The organism is Luteibacter sp. P1_D3, from assembly GCF_056406135.1.
Genome location: NZ_JBFUAT010000002.1, coordinates 255,182 through 277,217 on the forward strand (window position 1 = coordinate 255,182; position 22,036 = coordinate 277,217).

23 protein-coding genes and 1 tRNA gene are annotated in these 22,036 nt (G+C 63.8%); 13 read left to right on the plus strand and 11 right to left on the minus strand.

Going from position 1 to position 22,036, the window contains the following annotated elements; all coding sequences use genetic code 11:
* Positions 1–50 precede the first annotated feature (50 nt).
* On the plus strand, positions 51–500 hold the full coding sequence (locus AC1DYM_RS03190; RefSeq protein ID WP_477335867.1) for an ANTAR domain-containing protein: 450 nt from the start codon (positions 51–53) through the stop codon (positions 498–500).
* Positions 501–582: 82 nt separating this feature from the next.
* On the opposite strand, the gene AC1DYM_RS03195 is transcribed toward AC1DYM_RS03190, so the two are convergent.
* The 3 genes from AC1DYM_RS03195 to nhaA all read right to left on the minus strand — a co-directional run bounded on the left by AC1DYM_RS03195 (position 583) and on the right by nhaA (position 3,721).
* Entirely contained in the window at positions 583–984 is a 402-nt protein-coding gene (locus AC1DYM_RS03195; RefSeq protein ID WP_477335869.1) for a response regulator, read from the minus strand.
* Positions 984–2,429, minus strand: a complete 1,446-nt coding sequence (locus AC1DYM_RS03200) for a sensor histidine kinase (protein WP_477335871.1) — start codon at positions 2,427–2,429, stop codon at positions 984–986. The genes AC1DYM_RS03195 and AC1DYM_RS03200 overlap by 1 nt, the downstream gene beginning before the upstream one ends.
* Positions 2,430–2,515: 86 nt before the next feature.
* Positions 2,516–3,721, minus strand: coding sequence for a Na+/H+ antiporter NhaA (gene nhaA / locus AC1DYM_RS03205; RefSeq protein WP_477335873.1), 1,206 nt, complete (start codon positions 3,719–3,721; stop codon positions 2,516–2,518).
* Between the two features lie 241 nt (positions 3,722–3,962).
* Between nhaA and AC1DYM_RS03210 the strand changes: the two genes are divergently transcribed.
* Complete coding sequence (locus AC1DYM_RS03210; RefSeq protein WP_477335875.1) at positions 3,963–4,733, plus strand: alpha/beta fold hydrolase; 771 nt, start codon at positions 3,963–3,965, stop codon at positions 4,731–4,733.
* 31 nt (positions 4,734–4,764) lie between these two features.
* Here AC1DYM_RS03210 and AC1DYM_RS03215 read toward each other — a convergent pair whose 3' ends face one another.
* The 4 genes from AC1DYM_RS03215 to AC1DYM_RS03230 form a co-directional block, all read right to left on the minus strand.
* On the minus strand, positions 4,765–5,040 hold the full coding sequence (locus AC1DYM_RS03215) for a hypothetical protein (RefSeq protein WP_477335877.1): 276 nt from the start codon (positions 5,038–5,040) through the stop codon (positions 4,765–4,767).
* A 270-nt stretch (positions 5,041–5,310) separates the two neighbouring features.
* Complete coding sequence (locus tag AC1DYM_RS03220) at positions 5,311–5,670, minus strand: hypothetical protein (protein ID WP_477335879.1); 360 nt, start codon at positions 5,668–5,670, stop codon at positions 5,311–5,313.
* A 526-nt stretch (positions 5,671–6,196) separates the two neighbouring features.
* Positions 6,197–6,883 carry a hypothetical protein gene (locus AC1DYM_RS03225; protein WP_477335881.1) on the minus strand — a complete coding sequence of 229 codons (687 nt, stop codon included), beginning with the start codon at positions 6,881–6,883 and terminating at the stop codon, positions 6,197–6,199.
* Positions 6,884–6,984: 101 nt separating this feature from the next.
* Positions 6,985–7,332 carry an ankyrin repeat domain-containing protein gene (locus AC1DYM_RS03230; protein WP_477335883.1) on the minus strand — a complete coding sequence of 116 codons (348 nt, stop codon included), beginning with the start codon at positions 7,330–7,332 and terminating at the stop codon, positions 6,985–6,987.
* A 164-nt stretch (positions 7,333–7,496) separates the two neighbouring features.
* Here AC1DYM_RS03230 and AC1DYM_RS03235 point away from each other — a divergent pair, with 164 nt between their 5' ends.
* On the plus strand, positions 7,497–7,835 hold the full coding sequence (locus AC1DYM_RS03235) for a hypothetical protein (RefSeq protein ID WP_477335885.1): 339 nt from the start codon (positions 7,497–7,499) through the stop codon (positions 7,833–7,835).
* A 2,094-nt stretch (positions 7,836–9,929) separates the two neighbouring features.
* Here the strand turns inward: AC1DYM_RS03235 and AC1DYM_RS03240 are convergent.
* Positions 9,930–10,003, minus strand: a tRNA-Gly gene (locus tag AC1DYM_RS03240).
* Between the two features lie 135 nt (positions 10,004–10,138).
* Here AC1DYM_RS03240 and AC1DYM_RS03245 point away from each other — a divergent pair.
* The 6 genes from AC1DYM_RS03245 to AC1DYM_RS03270 all read left to right on the plus strand — a co-directional run bounded on the left by AC1DYM_RS03245 (position 10,139) and on the right by AC1DYM_RS03270 (position 16,457).
* Complete coding sequence (locus AC1DYM_RS03245; RefSeq protein WP_477335887.1) at positions 10,139–10,867, plus strand: hypothetical protein; 729 nt, start codon at positions 10,139–10,141, stop codon at positions 10,865–10,867.
* Between the two features lie 59 nt (positions 10,868–10,926).
* Positions 10,927–11,127, plus strand: coding sequence for a sulfur carrier protein ThiS (gene thiS / locus AC1DYM_RS03250; protein WP_477335889.1), 201 nt, complete (start codon positions 10,927–10,929; stop codon positions 11,125–11,127).
* A 27-nt stretch (positions 11,128–11,154) separates the two neighbouring features.
* Complete coding sequence (locus AC1DYM_RS03255) at positions 11,155–11,955, plus strand: thiazole synthase (protein WP_477335891.1); 801 nt, start codon at positions 11,155–11,157, stop codon at positions 11,953–11,955.
* Between the two features lies 1 nt (position 11,956).
* Positions 11,957–12,682, plus strand: a complete 726-nt coding sequence (gene trmB / locus AC1DYM_RS03260; RefSeq protein WP_477335893.1) for a tRNA (guanosine(46)-N7)-methyltransferase TrmB — start codon at positions 11,957–11,959, stop codon at positions 12,680–12,682.
* Between the two features lie 62 nt (positions 12,683–12,744).
* Positions 12,745–14,463, plus strand: a complete 1,719-nt coding sequence (poxB, locus tag AC1DYM_RS03265; RefSeq protein WP_477335972.1) for a ubiquinone-dependent pyruvate dehydrogenase — start codon at positions 12,745–12,747, stop codon at positions 14,461–14,463.
* A 176-nt stretch (positions 14,464–14,639) separates the two neighbouring features.
* Positions 14,640–16,457 (plus strand): SLC13 family permease, encoded by a 1,818-nt coding sequence (locus AC1DYM_RS03270; RefSeq protein WP_477335974.1) that lies wholly within the window; start codon positions 14,640–14,642, stop codon positions 16,455–16,457.
* 14 nt (positions 16,458–16,471) lie between these two features.
* Here the strand turns inward: AC1DYM_RS03270 and AC1DYM_RS03275 are convergent, their stop codons facing one another.
* Positions 16,472–16,813 (minus strand): Rieske (2Fe-2S) protein, encoded by a 342-nt coding sequence (locus tag AC1DYM_RS03275; RefSeq protein WP_477335895.1) that lies wholly within the window; start codon positions 16,811–16,813, stop codon positions 16,472–16,474.
* A 79-nt stretch (positions 16,814–16,892) separates the two neighbouring features.
* Between AC1DYM_RS03275 and AC1DYM_RS03280 the strand changes: the two genes are divergently transcribed.
* From AC1DYM_RS03280 to AC1DYM_RS03295, 4 genes are all read left to right on the plus strand, one after another.
* On the plus strand, positions 16,893–17,186 hold the full coding sequence (locus tag AC1DYM_RS03280; protein ID WP_477335897.1) for a hypothetical protein: 294 nt from the start codon (positions 16,893–16,895) through the stop codon (positions 17,184–17,186).
* A 77-nt stretch (positions 17,187–17,263) separates the two neighbouring features.
* On the plus strand, positions 17,264–18,142 hold the full coding sequence (locus tag AC1DYM_RS03285; protein ID WP_477335899.1) for a methylated-DNA--[protein]-cysteine S-methyltransferase: 879 nt from the start codon (positions 17,264–17,266) through the stop codon (positions 18,140–18,142).
* Between the two features lie 68 nt (positions 18,143–18,210).
* Entirely contained in the window at positions 18,211–19,119 is a 909-nt protein-coding gene (yedA, locus tag AC1DYM_RS03290) for a drug/metabolite exporter YedA (protein ID WP_477335901.1), read from the plus strand.
* 119 nt (positions 19,120–19,238) lie between these two features.
* The gene (locus tag AC1DYM_RS03295; protein WP_477335903.1) at positions 19,239–19,508 is read left to right on the plus strand and encodes a hypothetical protein; all 270 of its coding nucleotides are present in this window, start codon (positions 19,239–19,241) and stop codon (positions 19,506–19,508) included.
* Positions 19,509–19,529: 21 nt separating this feature from the next.
* Here the strand turns inward: AC1DYM_RS03295 and AC1DYM_RS03300 are convergent, their stop codons facing one another.
* A complete protein-coding gene (locus AC1DYM_RS03300; RefSeq protein ID WP_477335905.1) occupies positions 19,530–20,852 on the minus strand; it encodes an ABC transporter permease in 1,323 nt (440 codons plus the stop codon).
* A gap of 10 nt (positions 20,853–20,862) precedes the next feature.
* On the minus strand, positions 20,863–22,029 hold the full coding sequence (locus AC1DYM_RS03305) for an ABC transporter permease (protein WP_477335907.1): 1,167 nt from the start codon (positions 22,027–22,029) through the stop codon (positions 20,863–20,865).
* Between the last annotated feature and the right edge of the window lie 7 nt (positions 22,030–22,036).

Below are 22,036 nucleotides of genomic sequence, written 5' to 3' on the forward strand. Positions count from 1 at the left end.
CTCGACACAACGCCCGTACCCAGCCGTCAACGGCAACGGTGAGTTCGCCCATGTCTTTGACCTTTCGCCTTGGCCCGAGGATCAGTGGTTCTTTCTGGGTCAACATGGACATCACCGCGCCAGATGCAGTGGTCATCGAGCCGGATGGCAACCTCGCAGAAGCCCTGACTGACATCCTCGCATCATGGGGATTTCATGCGACGGCGTTTGCCACCCATGGCGCAGCCCTCGACCACGCGGCCGGGCTCAACTTCATCGACCTGCTGGCAGCCTGTGTTCCTGCCTCCGACGACGACAGGGCCGGGGCCTATCTCGCCGACGCCCGCAGCCGCCAGGGCGGCCTGCTGTCGACCGTGCTCATGCTGTCGGACCACAGTGCAGCGGACGGCCACCAGCCGCCCCATGCGGTGGAAGTGCTCAAGCCGTTTATCCCAACCGAACTTCGTACGGCCATCAAAAACGCGGGTGTCATCCTGCCTGCGTCATTCCTAGACCGATAGCAGCAAGGCGACGCGACGCCCGCTGCAACAAGGTGCCATTGAGTAGCTTGTTTTTCGTTCCTAAGCCGCAGACTGCCAGGCGTCAGGGAGCTCTGGATGCATCCGGACCATGGCCGGCCATCGCATGCAAAAGGGCCAAAAGCTCCCGCCCCTCGTAGGGCTTGGGCAGAAACACCCCACGTTCGGGCATTTGCTCGCTGGTGACGTGCATGTGACTCGATGTCACCACAATCTCGATGGGCGGCCAGCGTCCACGCACCAGTTCGGCGAGGCGAATGCCATCCATGTCGCCAGGCATGTCAATGTCGGTAAAGACGATGCGGATGTCGAGGCGTGTTTCGAGAACGTGCACAGCCTCGGCAGCATCCGCCACAGAGACAACGTCAAAGCCGCCGTCTTCGATGAGTTCGATGGCCATCAGCCGGATAAGGGGTTCGTCTTCGACGACGAGGACCACGGGTTTGAACGGAGTTGCCTGACCCATTACATCGACGCCTGTCGCAAATGCGAAACCGGAGCCGAGAGCTCCAGCAAAAATCCGTGGGGGAGATACTCCGTCTGGACGCGGCCCGACCCGAGGCCCATGGCGATGAGCCGTGAACCGAAGCCTTTGCGCACAGGCGGGCTGACCGGCGGGCCGTCGAGCTCGCGCCATGCAAGGTGAAAGTGCGTGTCGTCTTCCCGCCAGGACAACTCCACGCGGCCGGTTGCAGTCGACAGGGCGCCATACTTGAGGGCGTTGGTGGCCAGCTCGTGGAGCAGCAACGACATCGAAAGCGTCGCCTTCGGACCGAATTGCACGGGTGGGCCGTGAAAACCGACCCGCTCACCGATGCACAGGCGTTCCATCGCAGCACGGGAAATGGCTTCGACGGGAGCGTCCGTCCAGTTTTTCTCAAACAGGATGTCGTGGGCTGAGCTCAGGGCCGTGATGCGCTTTTCAAGCGCCTCGACCGGTTCGCGCTCGGTCACTGTCCGCAGGGTTTGCTGGGCAAGCGCCTGGACCATCATCAGGGTGTTTTTGAGCCGGTGGCTCATTTCCTGGTTGAGCACATCCTGGAGCTCTTCGGCCGACTTCCGGTCGGTGACGTCACTGAAAAATCCAATGAGGCGGTCGTTGCCGAGTGGGGTCATGCGCGTCTCAAACCAGCGGCCGCCCTGCAGCGCCGAGGGCCCCACATGCACCCGGCCGGCATGCCTGTCGACAACCTCGGTAAACACCTGAAGCATCACCGGGAGAGCGTCTGGGGCGACGGCACTGAGCAGCGCGCCATTGGTCTGCGCGATATCCAGTCCGGTCAGCCGGCCGAACGACGGGTTGACTTCGTCGAAGCGAAAGTCGACGCCACGCCCGCTTTCGTCCCGTATGACTTCACCCACATAAAAGCCTTCCTGCATCTCCCGGAACAAGGTGCGGAATTTCCGTTCCGATGCGCCGACCCGAATCTCTTTGTCGACAATGACCGCGACTGACTCGAGCAATTTCCGGTCGTGGTCGGTCCACAAGCGCGGTTGGGTGTCGATGGCGGCAAGCGCCCCGATGAGCTCGCCACCCGGCAGGTGAATGGGCACGCCGAGGTAGGCGATGACGCCGAGGTCTTCAATGGCCAGGTTGTGCCTGACCAGTGGTTCGGCATTGGCGTCGGAGACCGACAGGACCTCCCCCCGCTCGACCACATGTTGGCAAAACGAGTGGGTGATGGGGGTTTCCCCGAGTGACGCCCATGGCTCAGGCAGGCCACAGTGACCCGCGAACACCTGCCGGTGTTCGTCGACGATGGAGACAATGGCCACGGGCGCGCCGAGCATCATCCGGACCAGTTCAGTCAGGTGACCAAACTGGGCATCACCCGGCTGGTCCAGGATGCCACTGCGCCGCAGGGCCGCGACCCGGATGGGGTCCAGGCGGCGGGAGTTTGGGGAATACATGATGGGCACTGTCGCAAGACCCGTGGAAAGGCCGCGTCAACGCAAAGGTCTGCGGGCGTCTGGCGACCGCATGAACTTCCGGGCGCTCAGCCCGAGGCACCGCCCGGTGTGGATCTTGTGGCAAAGCGCAAGACCAGCCACCCGGCAAGACCGGCCAGGACCGAGCCGGCGAGAATGCCGAGCTTGACCTCGTCCTGGAGTTCGGGATGGGCGGGGAACGCCAGCATGCCAATGAACAGACTCATCGTGAATCCGATGCCGCACAGCAGTGCGGTGCCAAGCAGCTGGGTCGTTGATGCGCGGCCCGGCATGGCTGCCCACCGCAGCCGGATGGCAAGCCAGGATGTCCCGAAGACCCCGATGAGTTTTCCGAGGGCGAGCCCGAGGCCCACGCCGACAGTCGTTGCGGCCAGCCACTGGTCGACCCCGACTCCGGAAAACGAGATGCCAGCGTTGGCGAATCCGAACAACGGCAGGACCATCAGAGGAACCAGCCGGTGCAGGGCATGTTCGAGCCGCAACAGGGGCGAATGCGTGCAGTCCCCGTCCGAGGGCAAGCGCCCTTGGGCATCACGAAGGGGCACGCACAGGGCCGTGGCGACCCCGGCAAGGGTCGCATGCACACCGGAGGTATGGACCAAAATCCAAAGCGCGCATCCGGCGAGCAGGTACGGCCACAGATGACGCACACCGAGGCGGTTCATGACTGCCATTCCGACAACCACCACCACTGAGAGGCCGAGGTAGAGCATCTGGATGTCCGGCGTATAAAACAGGGCGATGATGACGACGGCGCCGAGGTCATCGATGATGGCAAGCGCGGCCAGAAACGCCTTGAGGGATGCCGGAACCCGGCTCCCCAACAACGCCGCGACACCGAGCGCAAAGGCGATGTCGGTGGCCGATGGAATCGCCCATCCACGGAGGGATTCCGTGTCGCCCCGGTTAACCAAGAGGTACAGGAGCGCGGGCACGACCATGCCGCCCAGCGCTGCAATGCCGGGCAAGATACGCAATCGGCTGGAAGCAAGCTCGCCATCAATGAACTCGCGCTTGATTTCCAGTCCCACGAGCAGGAAAAACACAGCCATCAGGCCGTCGTTGACCCAATGCAGCACGCTCAGTGGCCCGATGGTGGCGTGCAATGCTGCAAAGTAAGCCGGCGCCACCGGCGAGTTGGCGACAACAATGGCCAGGGCTGCCGCGCCCATGAGCACGAGACCGCCCGTCGCCGACCCGGACATGAAATCGCCAAGGCGTTGCAGGGGACGCCAAATAAGGGTCTTTATCAACGGTTGCTCCAGTGGAGGCAAGAAGCCATGGTCCCATCCCGGTGGCAGGAATGAAACCGCAGGGAGCCGGCTGGGAGCAGTGCTCGGCACGGGTCAATGGCCACTTTCTTGCGCCTGTTTAGCAGTACAGTCGTCTGAGGCGACCTTAGAGATTCCGGCGTCCGGGCGGCAAGGCACCCGGCGGCGTGGACACAAATCTTCGGTCCGGTCATGGTCCATCGTGTTTCGGGGGAAACGCGCGATGCAACGTCCGATTGTGTACGTCCATGGTTTCATCGGTCACATGAACAATCCGGAGCTGCGAAAAGGCCTGGACCTGTCCCGGGTGTTGGCGCCGGACATGCTGGGGTACGGCCGACATGCCGATGCACCCAGTTCCCGCGTGACCGTTTCCGGGCAGGTAACCCATCTTCGGGAGGCCATTGAGCGGGTCTTCGGCTTCGAGCCCGTGGTGTTGGTCGGTCATTCGGCAGGCGCTGCCCTCTGTGTACGGTATGCGCAGGCCTATCCGGGAGGCGTTGCTGCCCTGGTCAGCGCGGAAGGCAACCTCATGCCGAGCGATGCATTTTTGTCGTCTCGCCTGGCACCAATGACGCTCGACAACGTGACCCTCTGGCTAAAGCGTGTCAGGGAAAACCCTGGCGCGTTTCTGGCCCAGGACCATGTGGAACCGACGCAAGCCAATGTGCGACAGGCCCATGAGTGGTTGCATCACCAGAGCGCGCCCGTCATTCAGGCGATGGCGCGGTCGCTGCTGGTGGAAACGGTTCATCCGGATTACGCAAAGGCGGTCTTCGCCGTGATGGAAGCCGTCCCGACTTACCTCATCAGCGGCGCACGCTCCGTGCAGGCCCTGGTCGCACCGACGACCGTGACCTCAAGGGCAGCGGGACAGCGCATCATCGCAGGAACCGGTCACATGATGATTCTGGAGGCGCCAATGGCTTTTGCAGCAGCGGTCCTGGAGATTGAGTCAAAATTCCGGAATTCACCGCTTCCAGCTGGCGTTTGACGCTCTATCAGAACCGCCATGCCGGCCGCCCTCAGTCGTCGAGCACATCTTCCGCCTTTCGGTCGAGCCAGCCATCCGGGCGATGCATGGCCCACTCGATTTCTCGCGCAAGCGCGTCCGGGATGGGGTCGCAGTCCAGCAATGCGTCAAGCTCGCGACCGCTGATATTCGCCACGATGCCCGCCTGGACACTCGACGATTGAACACCGGCGGCGTCGAGCGACTGGACAAGATGGCGAAGGTTGGCCCTGCGCCGGGTTTGCGAGGCAAGGTCAGACGCGTCCGGTGGAACACTTCGCTGGGTCATCGCCTGATGATGCGCCCTCGTGGGCGATAAGTGATGACGCCGCAGTCGCTTCCGGTGCACGCCGCGCTCATCAACCCCCGAGACCGCGCGCGGCCTGCCCGGTGCAAGGTGGCGGAACGCCTCCACGAACGCGGTAAACGCCGCCGACGCATGGCGCGATGTGGGTAATGCAGGTGATAGCCGGGAAACGGTGCGCACCGACGGGTTGGGTCTTGGTAGGTTGCCCGCCAACCGGGTCGCACCGGAGGTCGCGTTCAGGGCCCCCCAGACTCACTCAAGGGTGCGCGTCGCCAGCCCGGCAATTCTCGGGTCCGATGCATGGGCGATGGCATGCATCAATTCTGCCCGGTCAAAGGGCTCGCGCAGCAAGACTGCCCGGCGAGGCAATGGTCCTATTTCTTGGCGCCCTCGGGCGGACAAGACAACCAGGGCGGCGGCCGGGTGCGACACGCGCACGAGCCTGAGAAGAGTTCCGGGTTTGGGCTGGTTTGGCATGTCGGCATGGACCACAACAGCCACAACACCTTCCCCGAGGGCCGACAACAGCGCCTTGGCATCCCTGAACGTTGCCGCCGGATGCACAGTGAAGCCCTGCCCGGTCAAGGTCATGTCGAGTGCTTCGACGACCATGGGGGCGTGGTGGACGACGAGGACATGGCGGACGGGGAGCATCGGGCAAGTGTACGCCGGATTTGTTAAATGACAGCGGGTGTCATCCGGCTTTGGCCGTCTGTTTGACGTCAGGCTTTTTCGGACGTTGAAGGGTCGCCTGGTGCGGTCGCGACCATGAGACGTTTTGCCACGTCTTCTCTGATTCAGAAGTCCGCTTTTGTAGGTTTCTTAGTTGGTCGACGACCTTGCCAAACCTGCGATAGTGGAGACCAACCTTTACAGCGGCAAACGAAATATCGGCTAGCCCCCCATGTAGGTAAGACAGGCTCAGCTCCCAGCCCAAGTCCCCACTCTCATCCAGATACGCCATTCCCGACGGCATGCTACCTCTCCAAGAAAAAGCGGCCCAAGGCCGCGTCCGACACCCTCCAGCCGTCTTCCTGACCCGGGCTGGTCCGGCCAAGGGGCATGCAGGGCGGCGACCGCTGGCGTGGAGCTTTGAGTGAAGCCTTTGCGCATCCGCCTTTCCCGTACCAGTAGGAACCTAGAGCGGAATGGCGCTTGCTTTACCGACCGGGCGTCCCGGCGTGTCATACAAGGTACACACCATTCCCTGCAGCACCCGACCGCTCTTCCCGTCGATGTCGTCCGCCAGTTTGCGAAGGATTCGCGCTAGTTCCGAGCCGGACACGGCAGGCTGGCCCGTGTGAGGGTTGTCTCCAACAAAGGAATCGCTGGCAGCATCGATGGTGAGCGCGAGGCGGAGTTGGCCAAACTCCAAAAGGTCGGGCACCCGCTCTTCGAGGTCAGCGCGAAGGTCTTCCAGGAGCTGTTTGTTTTCGTCTTCAAAGATGTGAAGCGTCGCCATGCTGACGCCGGCTTCGTCCCGCAACGCGGAGGGACCGTTGAGCACACGGTCAATGGCATCAATCGCGGGTGCGAGGAGAAACTGGAATTCGAGGTTAACGGTGTCGCGAAACCAATCCTCATCAACAAAGTGACCTTCGAGCCCTGAGTGAGGCATCACCTCGGTTGCTCTTTGCGTACGGAAGTCCCGAAGCAGCGCGCCATACGTGACCACCTCCTGGCCCGTCGTGCGGTCGATGGTCTCCATGGTGGACGCGCGATAAAAAGCGGCCATCATTTCCCCGCGCGGGTCGCTGATTGTTTCGAGCCTGCTGAGAATGTCGAACGGTTCGACCACATCAAAAACATCTTCCGGAACTGCCATTCACTTCCCCTGTTTATGACGCGTACCGGGCGCCCGGTCTTGTAACGCCCGTCCTGGCCTGATTTGAGCACGCACGCACAGCGATTTCTGTCAGGGTTTTCCTACACGTTATTGGCCCGCTCAATCATGGCTCGCATACGCGACGGGAGCTGGGTCCAGAGGTCCTCCGACCAGCCCCATGTGTCCGACACAGGTGCCAGCAGCCGTACCACTCTGCCATGCCGATACTTTGCGGCCCGCCACAGTGCTTCGCTGTCTCGTTCGAGCGGATTGCTCACTGGCAAGAGCAATTCAACACACCGCCAGTGTCCCCGGTGGGCGGCGTGCAACAGTGCTGTCGAGTGGTCAGCGGCAGGGTCGACATCCGAATGTTTGATGAGGCGAACAACAGCGATGGCATCTCCGTCCCACGCTGCGTCCTCCAGCAACCGCTGTAGCTTCTTGTCCATATGAAAGGGCCTCCTTGCCCGTCCGTCGTCCATGTTTGAATTCAAAGCCGGCGGGATGGCCGGGCAGTCGTTGTGCTGCTGGCTTTCGGCATCTTCCGGTCGAACATCCTCCTGCGCTCTGACTGCACAAGCTGTCTGACTGCGGCGGTGTAACGAACCGCAGATTGACGGTCGAAGTCCGCGACCTTCAGCGCACGGCGTGCCCAGCCATTGCCGTCAGACCGCTTTATGCACCTGCGAATGACTGCCAGCGTCGGTGCATCAGACCATGGCCATCCCGGGGTTTGCAGGCGGTCCCTGCGGTCCATCGAGGCGGTGGCAGCCGTCCACGGCCAGCACTCAACGTCTACTTCGTCGAACTGGGCAGCGCGGGCAACCGCGCGGTAATCGAGCCACGCATTGAACGGTTCGAAGTGGTCGGCTTCATTCCGGAGGTAGAAGCGGACGAGGCGCAGGGCCTGCTGGTGCTGGAGATGCAGGGAGAGCTGGTGGGCTTTCCATGATGCCCAGAGCTCAGATGTCGACGTGAAGTGCTTCTGGTCGCCTATCCAATAGGGTTTTCCCGTCTCCGACTGGGTCAGGCACCAGACGGTGTGGACGCGGCCGTCGGGGTCAAATTGCTGGGAGGACTGGAGGGTTAGGTGGACTTGGGCGAAATGGCGGGCGAGGGATGGGGCGGATGGCACGTTCAATGGAAAATCCTTATTCCGATTTGGATAGAGTTTAGCCAATTGGCATTTTGATTAGCCTTTTGGTTGGATTAGTCAAATCAGTGAGTTAGGTTGGAGAAGTAGCATGTATACGTTAGACTGCGAATACTCCCCTACTCCTTTTCTAGACGCGATTTTCGAGATTTTTTCTCAGTTGCGGCACTGGAGTGGACCTTTCTGAATTGACTCCCCCAATCTGACAACAGTGCCGGTTTTGTCAAGCCCGGTATTGGCGATTATTTGACCAAAAAGGCCAATTCGCCTCGAATTATTTTGCCGAATTTGCATATATTTGTGAACGGCGCTCCTTGGGCTTGGGTCAAATCCGAAAAACCTTGATCGCCAAAATGGCGTCAAACAAGGCCCAGAGCCAAATATTTCGTTAAACGTATGTTATTTTGATCGGGCTGGAAAATGCTTGACAGACCTCTTTTTTTCTATAAACCAGCGGCCAATTCAACAAGGTTCCGCTGCCATGCATCCCCCCTCCATTACCTCCGTTCTTAATGCGGCAAAAAGTGCCCCGCGCTGGGAACTCGAATATCACGGCTTTCGCCTGACGGCGTCTGAAACGGACACTGCCGGCACGCTGGCCTGTCTTCTGGACCACTTGCTGCCGGTACTCGACCATGTGGCAAGGCATGCTGCGGTGGTGGGCAATGGCGTGCCCCGGTCCGGAGTGTCCACTCCGACCGCCCCATCCCCTGCCACGGCCATCCCGCCCGTGGTGATGGTCCCGGCCACGGTCGAGGTAAAGGCGCCGTTGTCCGCCCCGGAGCCTGCCGCCCCACCCGTGGCCGCCCTTGTACCTCCGGAAGACAGATCCGCCCCCGCCGGCGCCACGGCAGAACCTGATGCGGACGAGCTGCCCTACGACCTCCAGGGGCTCTCCGACATCCACATGCTGCAATACAGCCGGGGTGGCAAAGAGGACTCGACCTCACAGGCTATGGGTTTCGAGATGGGGGCGGGCGTGTTTGGCTGGAGTTGCGGTCATGGCCTTCCTTGGTCTGGTCTACCCGCCCTGTCCTGGGGTGGGCAATGTGTCGCACATGTGCGCGACCTGTCGCAGACATCAAAGCAGAGAATCGCGGCCTGTCAAGCGTTTGGACGTCCAAATGAATTGCAGGGACCAGCGGGGAGTGGTCTGCCTCTGGCCCAAAGAAAAAGGGCGCCGGCAATGCCAGGCGCCCTGCTTTTCAGCTGTTCTGCTTTTGGAGCCGGCCGGGTCTGCACAGCGGACGGGTCTGCCGGGCTTTGCTTTAGTGTCGTGTTGGCGAAGCCAACACTAAGACGCGCTCTAGGCAACAGGTCGAGGTTTGGTCTGCTCAGGCTCTGGCGTCATCGAAAAGGGCATCAGGGATGCTGTTCCACGCCAAACCCGCTTCCTAACGCCGTCGAAAATGAGTTGGTAAGACATGGACAGTCGCTTGAAACGCACAAAGTGTCCGTCAGGTTGGTTTCCGGAAAATGCAAGGTACCGCCCCATAATGCCGAGCAGACTGTCGGCGTATGCGAGGAGGTCGGCCTCTTTTTTGGATTGCACAATGACAGAAGGGCTGGAAGGGGGTCGCCGCTTGCCAAAATAGAATTGGTGTAGAAACACCTTCTCGACCATATCCCGCATTTCATCCTGAGTAATCCGGGGATTGTTCTCGACGTACACGGTTGCCTTTGACCATCTTGAGCGGGCGGACCAGGAAGCGGGAACCGACGACGCCAAGGAGGTCGGCAGGCACACGGAAGCGGACATAGAGTCCGGCGGGGCGATGCAGGAAGAGGGGCTTTGGCACGAGGGCGATACCTCAAACGATACCTATTCGAAGGCCGTTCCCGGGTATCGCTTATTGCCCGAACCCGTTGTGCCCCAAGGGCTACAGCAGGTTGTGGAGCGGGTGAAGGGAATCGAACCCTCGTCAGTAGCTTGGGAAGCTACAGCTCTACCATTGARCTACACCCGCGTCGGCAGGGGATGGTAATACGTCGACGCCATCAGGGGAAAGGTAGCGCCCGGCTGAACGCTCCAGGGAGCCGCCCCGCCCAGCCCCGGTGGCGGGCGCATAATCGTGCCAGGGAATTCTTACGAGGACCGGGCCATGCATCGAATGCTCTCGCTTTCCGTCGTCACCGGGCTCGCGCTTGCCGCAGCCGGAGCGGCCTCGGCCCAGTCCCGTACGGTGTCCACGGCCGACATGCCCAAGCCTGGCGTCAGCTACATCTCGGGCCCGTCCACGCCGGAGCGCCGGGAAACCGTGAGCACGGGAAGCCTGCCCCAACCCGCTCGCCTCTACGTCAACGGCCAGGTCTCCACCGGCAGCTACGAAGGCCAGGGCGGGAGCTACGGCAACGGCGGCTATGGCGACCAGACAGCCAACTACGGCGGCTACTACTCAGGCGGCTACGGCAACTACCCGAATAACGGCAACTACCCGAACAACGGTGGCAACAACGGCTACGGCCGCGGTCACGACCACGATCACGGGGGTTACCCCGGCAACGGTAGCTACCCCGGCAATGGCAACAACCACGGTGGCAACGGCTACCAGCCCCCCGGAAACTCGGTCAGCGTCGGCCAGAAGCCCAATCCACCCAACGGCTCACCCCGCGTCGTAGCGGCTCCGCCACCCCGCCAGGATCGCGACTCGCACCACAACGGCGACAACCGCTGGAACCCGTACCCCCAGCCGATTCCCGTCAACACCGGCGCGAACGCCAATCGCGGCTCGCAGCCGGGTACCGGCATGGGCACGGGCAACCAGCCAGGCACCGGGGTTCCGCTACGCGGCGGCAATGGCGGCGGCAACGGCTACGGGCGCGGCCGCTGAGGCCAGCTCGCTCAGGCACGTAGTTCGCGGCGGCCACGGCCGCCCGTTACAATCGGCGGATGCATATCACCCTCAATGGCGATGCGCGTGACTGCGCGCCAGGCACATCGGTGTCGTCCCTGCTCGATGCCGCCGGCTATGCCGGCAAGCGCGTAGCGGTCGAGATAAACCTCGAGATCGTGCCGCGCAGCGCGCACGCGAACCACCTGCTTGCCGATGGCGACCGGGTCGAGATCGTCCATGCCATTGGCGGCGGCTGAGCCGCGCCCACCGACGGAAGACTCCGCATGAATCACTACTCCCCCGCCGACGACGATCTGCTCACCGTCGCCGGACGCACGTTCCACTCGCGCCTGCTCACCGGCACGGGCAAGTACAAGGATTTCGACGAGACCCGTCGGGCGACGGACGCCGCCGGCGCGCAGATCGTCACCCTGGCCATTCGCCGGGTGAACATCGGCCAGGACGCGAGCCAGCCGAACCTGCTCGACGCGCTGCCGCCGGACCGCTTCACCCTGCTGCCGAACACGGCYGGCTGCTACACCGCCGACGATGCCGTGCGCACCTGCCGCCTCGCCCGCGAACTGCTCGACGGCCATAACCTGGTCAAGCTCGAAGTGCTCGGCGACGAGCGCACGCTCTATCCCGACGTGGTGCAGACGCTGGTCGCCGCCGAGAAACTCGTCGCCGACGGCTTCGACGTCATGGTCTACACCTCGGACGACCCGATCCTCGCCCGTCGCCTGGAAGCCATCGGCTGCGCCGCGATCATGCCGCTGGCCGCGCCGATCGGTTCGGGCCTCGGCATCCAGAATCGCTACAACCTGCTCGAGATCATCGAGAACGCGAAGGTGCCGGTGATCGTCGATGCCGGCGTCGGTACGGCTTCGGATGCCGCCATCGCCATGGAGCTCGGCTGCGACGGCGTGCTTATGAATACCGCCATCGCTGGCGCGAAAAACCCGGTGCTGATGGCGCATGCGATGAAACTCGCCGTGGAAGCCGGTCGCGCCGCGTTCCGCGCGGGCCGCATTCCACGCAAGCGCTTCGCGTCGGCATCGAGCCCCGTCGACGGACTGGTCGGCTGAGATGACGAACGACGACGACACCACGGGCGACGCGCCCTACCTCCGCCGCATCCGCAGCTTCGTGCTGCGCGAAGGCCGGATGACCTCGGCGCAGCAGCGCGCTTTCGACGACCATTGGTCCCGCTTCGGCTTGGATTACCACGGCAGCGAACGTGACCTGGGTGCCATTTTCCAGCGCGAGGCGCCGCGCGTGCTCGAGATCGGCTTCGGCAACGGCGAAGCGCTGGCCTGGGCCAGTGAGCACGATCTCGCGCGCGACTACATCGGCGTGGAAGTCCACAGTCCCGGCGTCGGCCGCCTGATGAACGCGCTGGCGGCACGCGAGGCCACCAACGTGCGGCTTTACAAGCACGATGCCGTCGAAGTGCTCGAACACGACATCCCCGCCGGCAGCCTGTCCGAAGTGCGCATCTGGTTTCCGGACCCGTGGCACAAGAAGCGCCACAACAAGCGCCGACTGGTCCAGCCCGCGTTTATCGATCTGCTCGCCTCGCGCATGGCCCCAGGCGGTTTGCTTCACCTGGCCACGGACTGGGAGGCCTATGCCGAACACATGCGCGAGACCATGGAAGCCGCACCGGGCTGGCACAACCGCGTCGGCCCCGGCGTGAGTGCCGATCGTCCCGCATGGCGCATCGAAACCCACTTCGAGCGCCGCGGCACCCGGCTGGGCCATGGCGTCTGGGATTACCTGTACGAATGGCAGGGCACGACGACGGCACCTTGACCGTCCGCCCGGCATAAAGGGGGCTTCGTGCTTACGGAGTCCCCCCGATGTCTATCTCCAGCGTGGCCGATCTGATTGCCGAGACCCTCGAAGAAGCCGGTGTCCGCCGCATCTACGGTCTGGTCGGCGACAGCCTCAACGCCATCACCGACTCCCTGCGCGAGCGCAAGCGCATCGAGTGGATCCATGTACGCAATGAAGAAGCCGCGGCGTTCGCCGCCGGCGGCGAATCCCAGCTCACCGGCGAACWGGCCGTTTGCGCGGGCAGCTGCGGTCCCGGCAACCTGCACCWGATCAACGGCCTGTTCGACTGCCACCGTTCGCGTACGCCGGTGTTGGCGATCGCCGCACACATTCCCAGTGGCGAGATCGGCAGCGGCTATTTCCAGGAAACGCATCCGACCGAGCTGTTCCGCGAATGCAGCGTGTACTGCGAGATGGTGTCCGACCCGGCGCAGATGCCGCATGTCCTTGATTCGGCCATTCGCGCCGCCGTCGGCCAGCGCGGTGTCGCCGTGGTGGTGATTCCCGGCGACGTGGCGATGCGCAAGGCACTCGTGAAGGCGGTGACGCCCGCGGCCGGCCTGCTGCCACCGAAGCCCAAGGTCATCCCCGCCGAGCGTGAACTGGACGCCCTGGCTGCCCTGCTCAACGCGGGCAAGCGCATCACCCTGCTCTGTGGCCGCGGCACGGCCGGCGCTCATGACGACCTCATCGCCCTCGCCGATGCGCTGAAATCGCCGATCGTGCATGCGCTTGGCGGCAAGGAATACGTCGAGTACGACAATCCCTTCGATGTGGGCATGACTGGCCTCATCGGCTTCAGTTCCGGCTATTACGCCATGGAAGACTGCGACACGCTGCTGATGCTTGGCACCGACTTCCCTTACCGGCAGTTCTATCCGGAGGAGGCAAAGGTTGCCCAGGTGGACCTGCGCCCGGGCAATATCGGCCGGCGCTGCCGGGTCGACCTCGGCGTGGTCGGCGACGTGGGCGAGACGATCCGTGCCCTGCTCCCGCGACTCGAACCCAAGCGCGTGCGCGGCCATCTGGATCGCTGCCTCTCTCACTACACACGGGCCCGCGAGGACCTCGACGAACTGGCGGCGATCGAACCGGGGCACGACCTGATCCATCCGCAGCAACTCACCCGACTGGTCAGCGAGCTCGCGGAAGAGGATGCGATCTTCACCGTGGACGTCGGTACGCCCACGGTCTGGGCTGCGCGCTACCTGCGCATGAACGGCAAGCGTCGACTGCTCGGCTCCTTCGTGCACGGCTCGATGGCCAACGCCATGCCACAGGCGATCGGCGCCCAGGCCTCGCATCCGGGCCGCCAGGTGATCTCGCTCTCCGGCGATGGCGGCTTCACCATGCTGATGGGCGACTTCATCACGCTCGCCCAGCAAGGGCTGCCGGTGAAGGTGATCGTGCTCAATAACGGCACCCTGGGCTTCGTCGAGCTGGAGATGAAGGCGGCCGGACTGCTCGAAACCGGCGTCGAACTGAAGAACCCCGACTTCGCGGCGATGGCTAACGCCATGGGCATCCACGGCCGTCGGGTGACCCGCGCCAGTGACCTGTCCTCGGCGGTCGCGGAGGTGCTTTCGCACGAGGGGCCGGCCCTGCTCGACGTGGTCAGCAACCGCCTGGAGCTGTCGATGCCACCGAAGATCAGCGGGGAGCAAGTGAGGGGCTTCAGCCTCTACGCGCTGAAAGCGGTCATGAGCGGCCGGGGCGATTCGATCCTCGATCTCGCCCTGAGCAACCTGAGCCGATGACGGGACGTCGCTGATCACAGAAAAGCGGGCTGCGATGCGGCCCGCTTCAGCCGGGAGCCACCCCCAACGCGTATACTCCTGCGGCATCAATCGCCGCCTGGCAAGACCATGCCACCGCACGTCCCAATCGACCGGAACCGGATAGCCGGCTAGTGGCTCTTACCCTCACTCCCGAAATGATGCTCGTGCTGGGCCTGGTGGGCTTCACCATGCTCATGCTCGTTCTGGAGTGGATCCGGGCCGACATGGTGGCCCTGCTTGTCGTGGTCGCGATCGGCCTCACCGGCCTGATTCCCGGCGACCAGGTGTTCAACGGCTTTGCCGGTAACGCCGTCATCGCCATCATCGCCATCATGATCATGGGCGCCGGCCTCGACCGCGCCGGCGTGCTCAACCTCACCGCTGCCTTCGTCATGCGCATGGCCCGCGGCGTCGAATCGCGGCTGGGCGTGGTGGTCAACAGCGTGACCAGCCTCTTCAGTGCGGTGATCCCCAGCCAGGCACTGGCGGCGCTGATGATTCCCGTGACCAGCCGCCTGTCCGCCCGTACGGGCGTGCCGATGTCGCGCCTGCTGCTGCCCATGGCGTTCTGCATCCTCACCGCCACCAACACCACGCTGATCGCCAACTCGCCACTGATCGTTCTCAACGACCTGATCGCCAGTGCGAACAGCAACCTGCCGCCCGGCGCGCACACCATTCCCAAGTTCGGCCTGTTCAGCGTGACGCCGGTGGGTCTCGTGCTGGCGGTCGTCGGCGTACTGTTCTTCTACCTGTTCACCCGCAAGCTGCTGCCCGAGCGCGAAGACGATCGACTCAAGGTGACGCCCGGCCGCACGGAAAGTTACTTCGCCGACACCTATGGCATCGCCGGCGAAACCGCCGAACTTACGGTCACCGCGGAGAGCCCGCTGGTCGGCATGAGCATCGGTGAAGTGGAGCAACTGCACGGCGCTCCGCTGATCCTGGCGATCAAGAATGGTAACGAGAGCCGCGTGGCGCCGCCGTCCGACCAGATGATCTGGGTAGGCACGGTGCTCGGCGTGCTGGCCCCACGCGATGCCATCAATGCCTTCGCCAACAACCAGTTGTGCCGCGTTTCCATGCGCATGCGCCAACTCGGCGAGCAGTTCAACACCACGCGCGCCGGTATTTCCGAGGCGGTCGTGCCGCCCAGCTCGCGCTTCATCAAGCAGACCGTGGGCGAACTGCGGCTGCGCAAGCGCTTCGGTATCTCGGTGCTCGCCGTGAACCGTGGCGACGAAGTCTTCCGCGAAGACGTCCGCGCGGTCAGCCTGCGCGCCGGCGATACCCTGGTCCTGCACAGCAAATGGCGCGATCTGCTGCTGGCCGAGGAAGATCGCGACTTCGTCGTCGTGACCGATATCCCCAAGGAAGAGGCGCGCCCCGGCAAGATCTGGCAGGCCGTGGGCTTCTTCGTGCTGGCGAAGTGCCTGGCGCTGTTCACCCATCTGGATTTGTCCGTCGCCATGATGACCGGCGCAGTCGGCATGCTGCTGACCGGCGTGCTGAACATGGACGAGGCCTATAAGGCCATCAACTGGAAGACGATCTTCGTCACCGCGTGCCTGATTCCCCTCGGCTGGTCGATGGATTCCACCGGCACCGCCTCGTGGATCGCCCAGGAAGTACTGGCCGTGCTCGGCCACGCACCGCAGTGGACGCTGCAGCTGTCCATCGCCGTGCTCACCCTGATGTTCTCGCAAGTGATGTCCAACGTGGGCGCCACGGTGATGATGGTGCCGATCGCGATCAGTGTCGCCGTCAGTACGGGCGGCAATCCGTCGGCCTATGCGCTGATCGTAGCCGTGTCCTCATCGAACACGTTCCTGCTCCCCTCGGGCCACCCGGCACTCATGATGGTCGCCGGTCCCGGTGGGTATCGCGCGAAGGATTTCCTGCGTGTCGGCCTGCCCCTGACGATCATCGTGCTGACCCTGACCCTGGTGACGATCAACCTGATGTACCGCTAAGTTTGAGACATATCTCAAGCTAGCCGTACTTCACCGTCGAGCACCGTGACAGGCACACCTCTGAGCCGGTCGCCGCGGCAGGGTCCCGCCGTGCAGTCACCGCTGTCTGCCGTAAAAGTGGCCCCGTGCACAGCGCAGATAATCGTCCCACTGCGGACCAGAAAGCGGCCAGGCGCGTAATCGAGCCGCCGACCGGCATGCGGACAGACATTGAAATAGGCGCGCGCTTCGTCGCCGTGCCGGTAGACCAGAAGTGACTCCACCTCATGGTTGACGAGAGCTTCGACTTCGATGGCGTTACCGTCGGGGATGTCGGCCAGAAGGCAGAGAGGAGGGGTGTCGGCGTTAGGAGTCATGGCACTTGTCTATGAGGATGGGTTGCCCCAAGGTAAAGGGGTACCACGCATGTCATTGTGCCATACGGATTTTTAACCAATGCGCTTCGTCTTCCCGCCCGTTCGTCGCTCGCGGAATCCACTCGCCCGCGCCCTGTCCATCGTGGCCGGACTGGCCGTGCTTGGCGTCCTGCTGGTGTTCGGTGTGGTCGTCATTGGCGTCTTGCTGGCCGGGGGCCTCGTCTTCCTGGCCGTGCGCCAGTGGAAGCTCGCTCGCGGTGGCGCTTCTGCCGCGCCCCGCCCGTCGGCGGCGTCGACCGCGCACGCGCAGGAGCCCAAGGTCCTCGAGGGCGAGTTCGTCGTGATCCGCCAGCACGACCCGGTGCACCACTAAGTTCCTGTCCGCGCAAGAAGCGGATGGTGACGGGGCACGCCCCCGCCTACGCTGGTCTCCAACGATTGGAGGCCACGATGAAAACCCAGGTCCAGCCCATGCGCCCCGCCACCGACGACGCCCTTGAACGTGTCCGCGTCGCGCTCGATCGCGACGACAGCGCCAGCGATCTCGCCACGCTCGCCGCCGTGGCGGGACTCAGCCCGACCCACCTGCAACGCGCCTTCCGTCGCCGCTATGGCGTCAGCCCGGCGGAGTACGCCCGTGCGCGGCGCTTCGGGCAACTGCGCGAGGCCTTGCGAGGCGGCGCTCCCGTGACGGACGCGGTCTACGAGGCAGGTTTTGGCTCGGGCAGTCGCGTGTACGAGGAAAGCGACCGTCAGCTGGGCATGACACCCGCCAGCTATCGGGCCGGCGGTGCCGGCGCCTCGATCCGCTACACCACCACCGGCACACCGCTCGGACGCCTGCTGGTCGCCACCACGGCAAAGGGCATCTGCTCGGTGACCCTGGGCGACGACGATGCGGCCCTGGAAACGCGACTTGCCGACGAGTTCCCGCTCGCCGCCCGCGAACGCGTGGACGAAGGCCGCGACGAATGGCTCGATGCCGCTATCGCGCGCGTCACCCGGGACCTCGGTTGGGACGAGGGCGATACGCCGGCGATGCCGCCGATCGATGTCGCCGCCACCGCGTTCCAGTGGCGTGTCTGGGATGCGTTGACGCGTATCCCACGCGGCGAAACCCTCAGCTATGGCGAGCTCGCCGCGAAGCTCGGCGTGCCCAAGGCGGCACGGGCGATCGGCCGCGCCTGTGGCAGCAACAAGCTCGCCCTGCTCGTGCCCTGCCATCGCATCATCCGCGAAGATGGCAGCCTGGGCGGCTGGCGATGGGGCGTGGACATCAAGCAGCAGTTGCTGGCGACCGAACGCGCCATGAGCGCCGCTCAAGGCTGACCTTCGAACGTTTCGCTACCGCCGCCCGCGCGGCGACGATATCGTTCCGGATTCAGCCTGGATCCCCCATGTCCGACGCCGCCTGTACCGTGAAAGATGCCCCGGTCGCCACCAGCCCGCGCTGGTTGGTGCCCTTGTCCCTGTTATCGATGTACCTGATCTGGGGCTCGACCTACCTCGGCATCCGCTACGCCCTGGTGAGCTACCCGCCTTTCATGCTCGCGGCGATCCGATTCGCCATTGCCGGCGTGCTCCTGTTCGCCGTGTTGCGCCTGCGCGGGGTGACCTTGCCGACCGCCCGTCAGTGGAAGAACGCGGCCATCGTCGGCACCCTGCTACTGGCCGGGGGCAACGGATTGGTCTGCTTCGCCGAGCAATCGGTGAGTTCGGGTATCGCCGCGGTCGCGGTGGCGAGCATGCCGCTGTTCGCGGCGGTGTTCGGTGGCCTCTATCGTGAATGGCCCACCCGTGGCGAGACCGTCGGCCTCCTGCTGGGCTTCGTCGGCGTCGTCGTGCTCAACCTGGGCGCCGGGCTGTCCGGATCGCCGCTCGGTGCGATCGCGCTGATTTGCGCCGCGATGGCATGGGCATTCGGTTCGGTCTGGTCCAAGCGCCAGGACATGCCGTCAGGTCCGATGAACACGGCGGCACAGATGCTTTGCGCAAGCGTGTCGCTGACCATCATCGCCCTGCTCCATGGCGAGCGATTCCCCGCGCATCCGCAGGTCGGCGCCACCGTCGCCCTGGCCTATCTCATCGTGTTCGGCTCCATCGTCGCCTTCAGCGCTTACCTCTACGTGCTCAAGACCGTGCGTCCGGCGCTGGCCACGAGCTATGCCTATGTGAACCCGCCGGTCGCCGTGCTGTTCGGCGTGGCCGTGGCCGGCGAACACGTGGGGCCGTTCGATCTCGCCGGCATGGCCATCATCCTGGTGGGCGTCGGCACTATCACACTGATGCGTACGCGCAAGGCCTGACGACCGTATTTTGTGAAGTCGGTCGCATCTACACCCTTTGCAGATCACTTTTCAGAATTATTCGATGTTGGTCGGTCATAGCGACACCTAGGCTCGGGCTCTCACTCGCAGGAGCGCCCATGTCTGGCCTTACCCCGAAGTCGTCGCAGTGCTCGCGGTGCGTCTACCTGAGCTGTGCCCGCGGCGGCACACTGTTTGGTATCGCCATCCTTGCCGTGGCCTCCTGCCAGAGCTTTCGCGCAGGTCCGACGACGGGCGCCGCCTCGCCCGTCGCGGATTACCTGGAGTACGACGCCTGCCTGGACCGTGGCGGACGCTGGTTGATGCATGCTCATGCGTGCATCGAGCAGGGCGAGCCAGGCGTTCGCGAACCGCGCGACGCGCTGTAATGCGCCGCGCGGGAATCCGGCTCAAAGCTCCCGCAACGCCGTGGTCACGGGGACGCGCGCGGCACGAAGCGCCGGAAACAGCCCGCCGATGAAGCCGATGGCGAGCGCCCACTTGATGCCGGTCCACAACAGCGCGCCACTGACATGGAAGCGGAACACCACCTGGCTGAAGTTGGCGCCGAGTGTGGAGGTCGAATAACCATTGAAGACGAGCCAGACCACGCCCGCCCCGATGAGTCCGCCAAGCAGGGCCAGCATCATCGTTTCGAGCATGACCGAGACCACCACCGGAACCCCGCGGAAGCCGATCGCACGCAGCGTGGCGATTTCACGGGCGCGTGCCTGGATGGCGGCGAACATCGTATTGAGCGCGCCGAAGATCGCGCCGATGGCCATGATGACGCCCACCGTGATGCCCACCGCACGCAGCACCTTGGTCAGGCCTTCGGATTGCTTGCTGAAGTACTCCTGGGTGGTGCTGACATCCACCTTCAGCCGCGGATCGGCGACGAGGCTGGCCTTGAGCGTGTCGAAGGCCTTCGGCGAATCCAGCAGCACGGTGACCGACTGCACGCTACTGCCGCGGCGATAGGCCGATGCCACGCTCTGCGTATCGGCCCACAGTTCGGACTCGAGCGCATCGTGCGACTCGAAGACACCAACCACGGTCCAGCTCTGCCCGGCAAGGCGGAGGGTCTTGCCCACGTCGATACCCTCGAACTGCGCCTTTGCACCCTTGCCGACGATGATTTCGCCTAGCCCGGGTCGGAACGTGCGCCCTTCGACGATCTTTACCTGGTCCCTCAGTTTCCAGACGTCGTCGCTCACGCCACGAATGGGTACGTTGGAGTCGCTGTTCGGATCGCCCCGGCGTGGCAGGTTGGCAACCACCACCAACTCACCGGACGCGATCGGCTTGCCTTGCGCATCCTTCTTCACGCCTGGCGCCTGCATCACGATATTGGCGCTGTCGCGGTCGAGGATCGAATTGAGTTCGGCCTGCGATCCGCCGCGTAGCACGATCGCAGTGCGATCGTTACCCGTCGATCGCAGCGTTTCCGCAAAGCCGTCGCTCATGGCCAGCATGGCCACCAGCACGCCGACCACACCGGCGATGCCGACCACGACGACCGAGGACGAGCCCAGCCGTTGGGTGATTGTCGCCAGCCCCACGCGGGTTACCTGCCAGGTCTGTCGTCCGCGGCGGGTCAGGGCCATCCAAAGCGCGAGCACCACAGCGAGCGCCACGACACCTTGCCAGGGCAAGGCGATCCAGAGGGCGAGGAAGGCCGCGACGATGAGCAGCATCAGTAGGCCGAAACCGAGTTTCTTCAAGGCAGTCATGGAGTATTCCTCAGCGCCCGGCGAGCGCGTCGACGATGTTGAGACGCATGGCGCGGATGGCGGGGAGTGCGCCGACGAGCGCACCGATCACGACCATCAGCACGAGTCCGAGGATCCAGGTGGAGGTACCGATTGGCGGGAGGTTGAGTGCGCCACCGCTTAGCTTGGTGACTATGGGCACGACAACGCCAGCCGCTGCCAGCCCCAACACGCCTCCCAAGACCAGCAACAGCACGCCTTCGGCCAGCACCATGCCCAGCACGCTCTGGCTGGAAAAACCGATGGTCTTCAGCACGGCCAGTTCGTTCGTGCGCTCGCGCACCGCCTGCGCCATGGTGTTGCCGGTAAGCAGGATGAGAGTGAAAAACACCGCACCCATGATCGCCGAGACGATGAGGCCGATGTCGCCGAGCTGCTTGGCAAACGAGGCATTGAAGGCCTGCTCGGTCTGCGTCTTGGTCTCGTGATCGGAATTGGCGGACAGCGCGTCGATCGCCTTGGCCACGCTGTCGGCCTTGTCGGCGGAGGTGAGTTTCACCACATACCAGCCCACGGTGGTGCCGATGCTGTGGAACGCGTTGGCGTCTTCAAAATACTTGTGATGAAAAAAGAACTGCTGGTCCGTGCCGTTGGCCGCGCCCTTGGCCGGCGTATAGATGCCGACGATGTCGAAGGGCCAGGTCTTGTCGCCGTTACGCTGGGGAAAGATCGTCGACTGCAGCGGGATCTTGTCGCCCACCTTCCAGCCGAAGCGCTTGGCCAGCGCATCGCCGACGATCGCACCGGTTCGCGTGTTGTCGTACGCTTTCCGCTGGTCCGCCGGCAATTCCATCTCGTGGTAGATGTCGAGGTAATTGTCGCTGACGGCAAAACTGAGAACGAAGTTCTTCGGATCCTGGTAGATACCGCCGAACCAGTTCGCGTAGCCCACCGACTTCACACCGGGGATGGCTTCCATGCGCGTCTGCAGGCTGGCCGGCAGCGACTGGATGATCGAATAACGCGAGGTGGTGATCAGGCGATCCACGCCGATCACGCTGTCGCCCGAATCGAAGGCCGCGCGTGTGGCGTCGAGCATGCCGAAGAGCWGGAAGGCGGCAAGGATCGACACCAGGGTCAGGAAGGTACGGGACTTGCGCCGGAACAGCGCCGCCCAGATGAGATGCATGTATTTCATGCGGAGG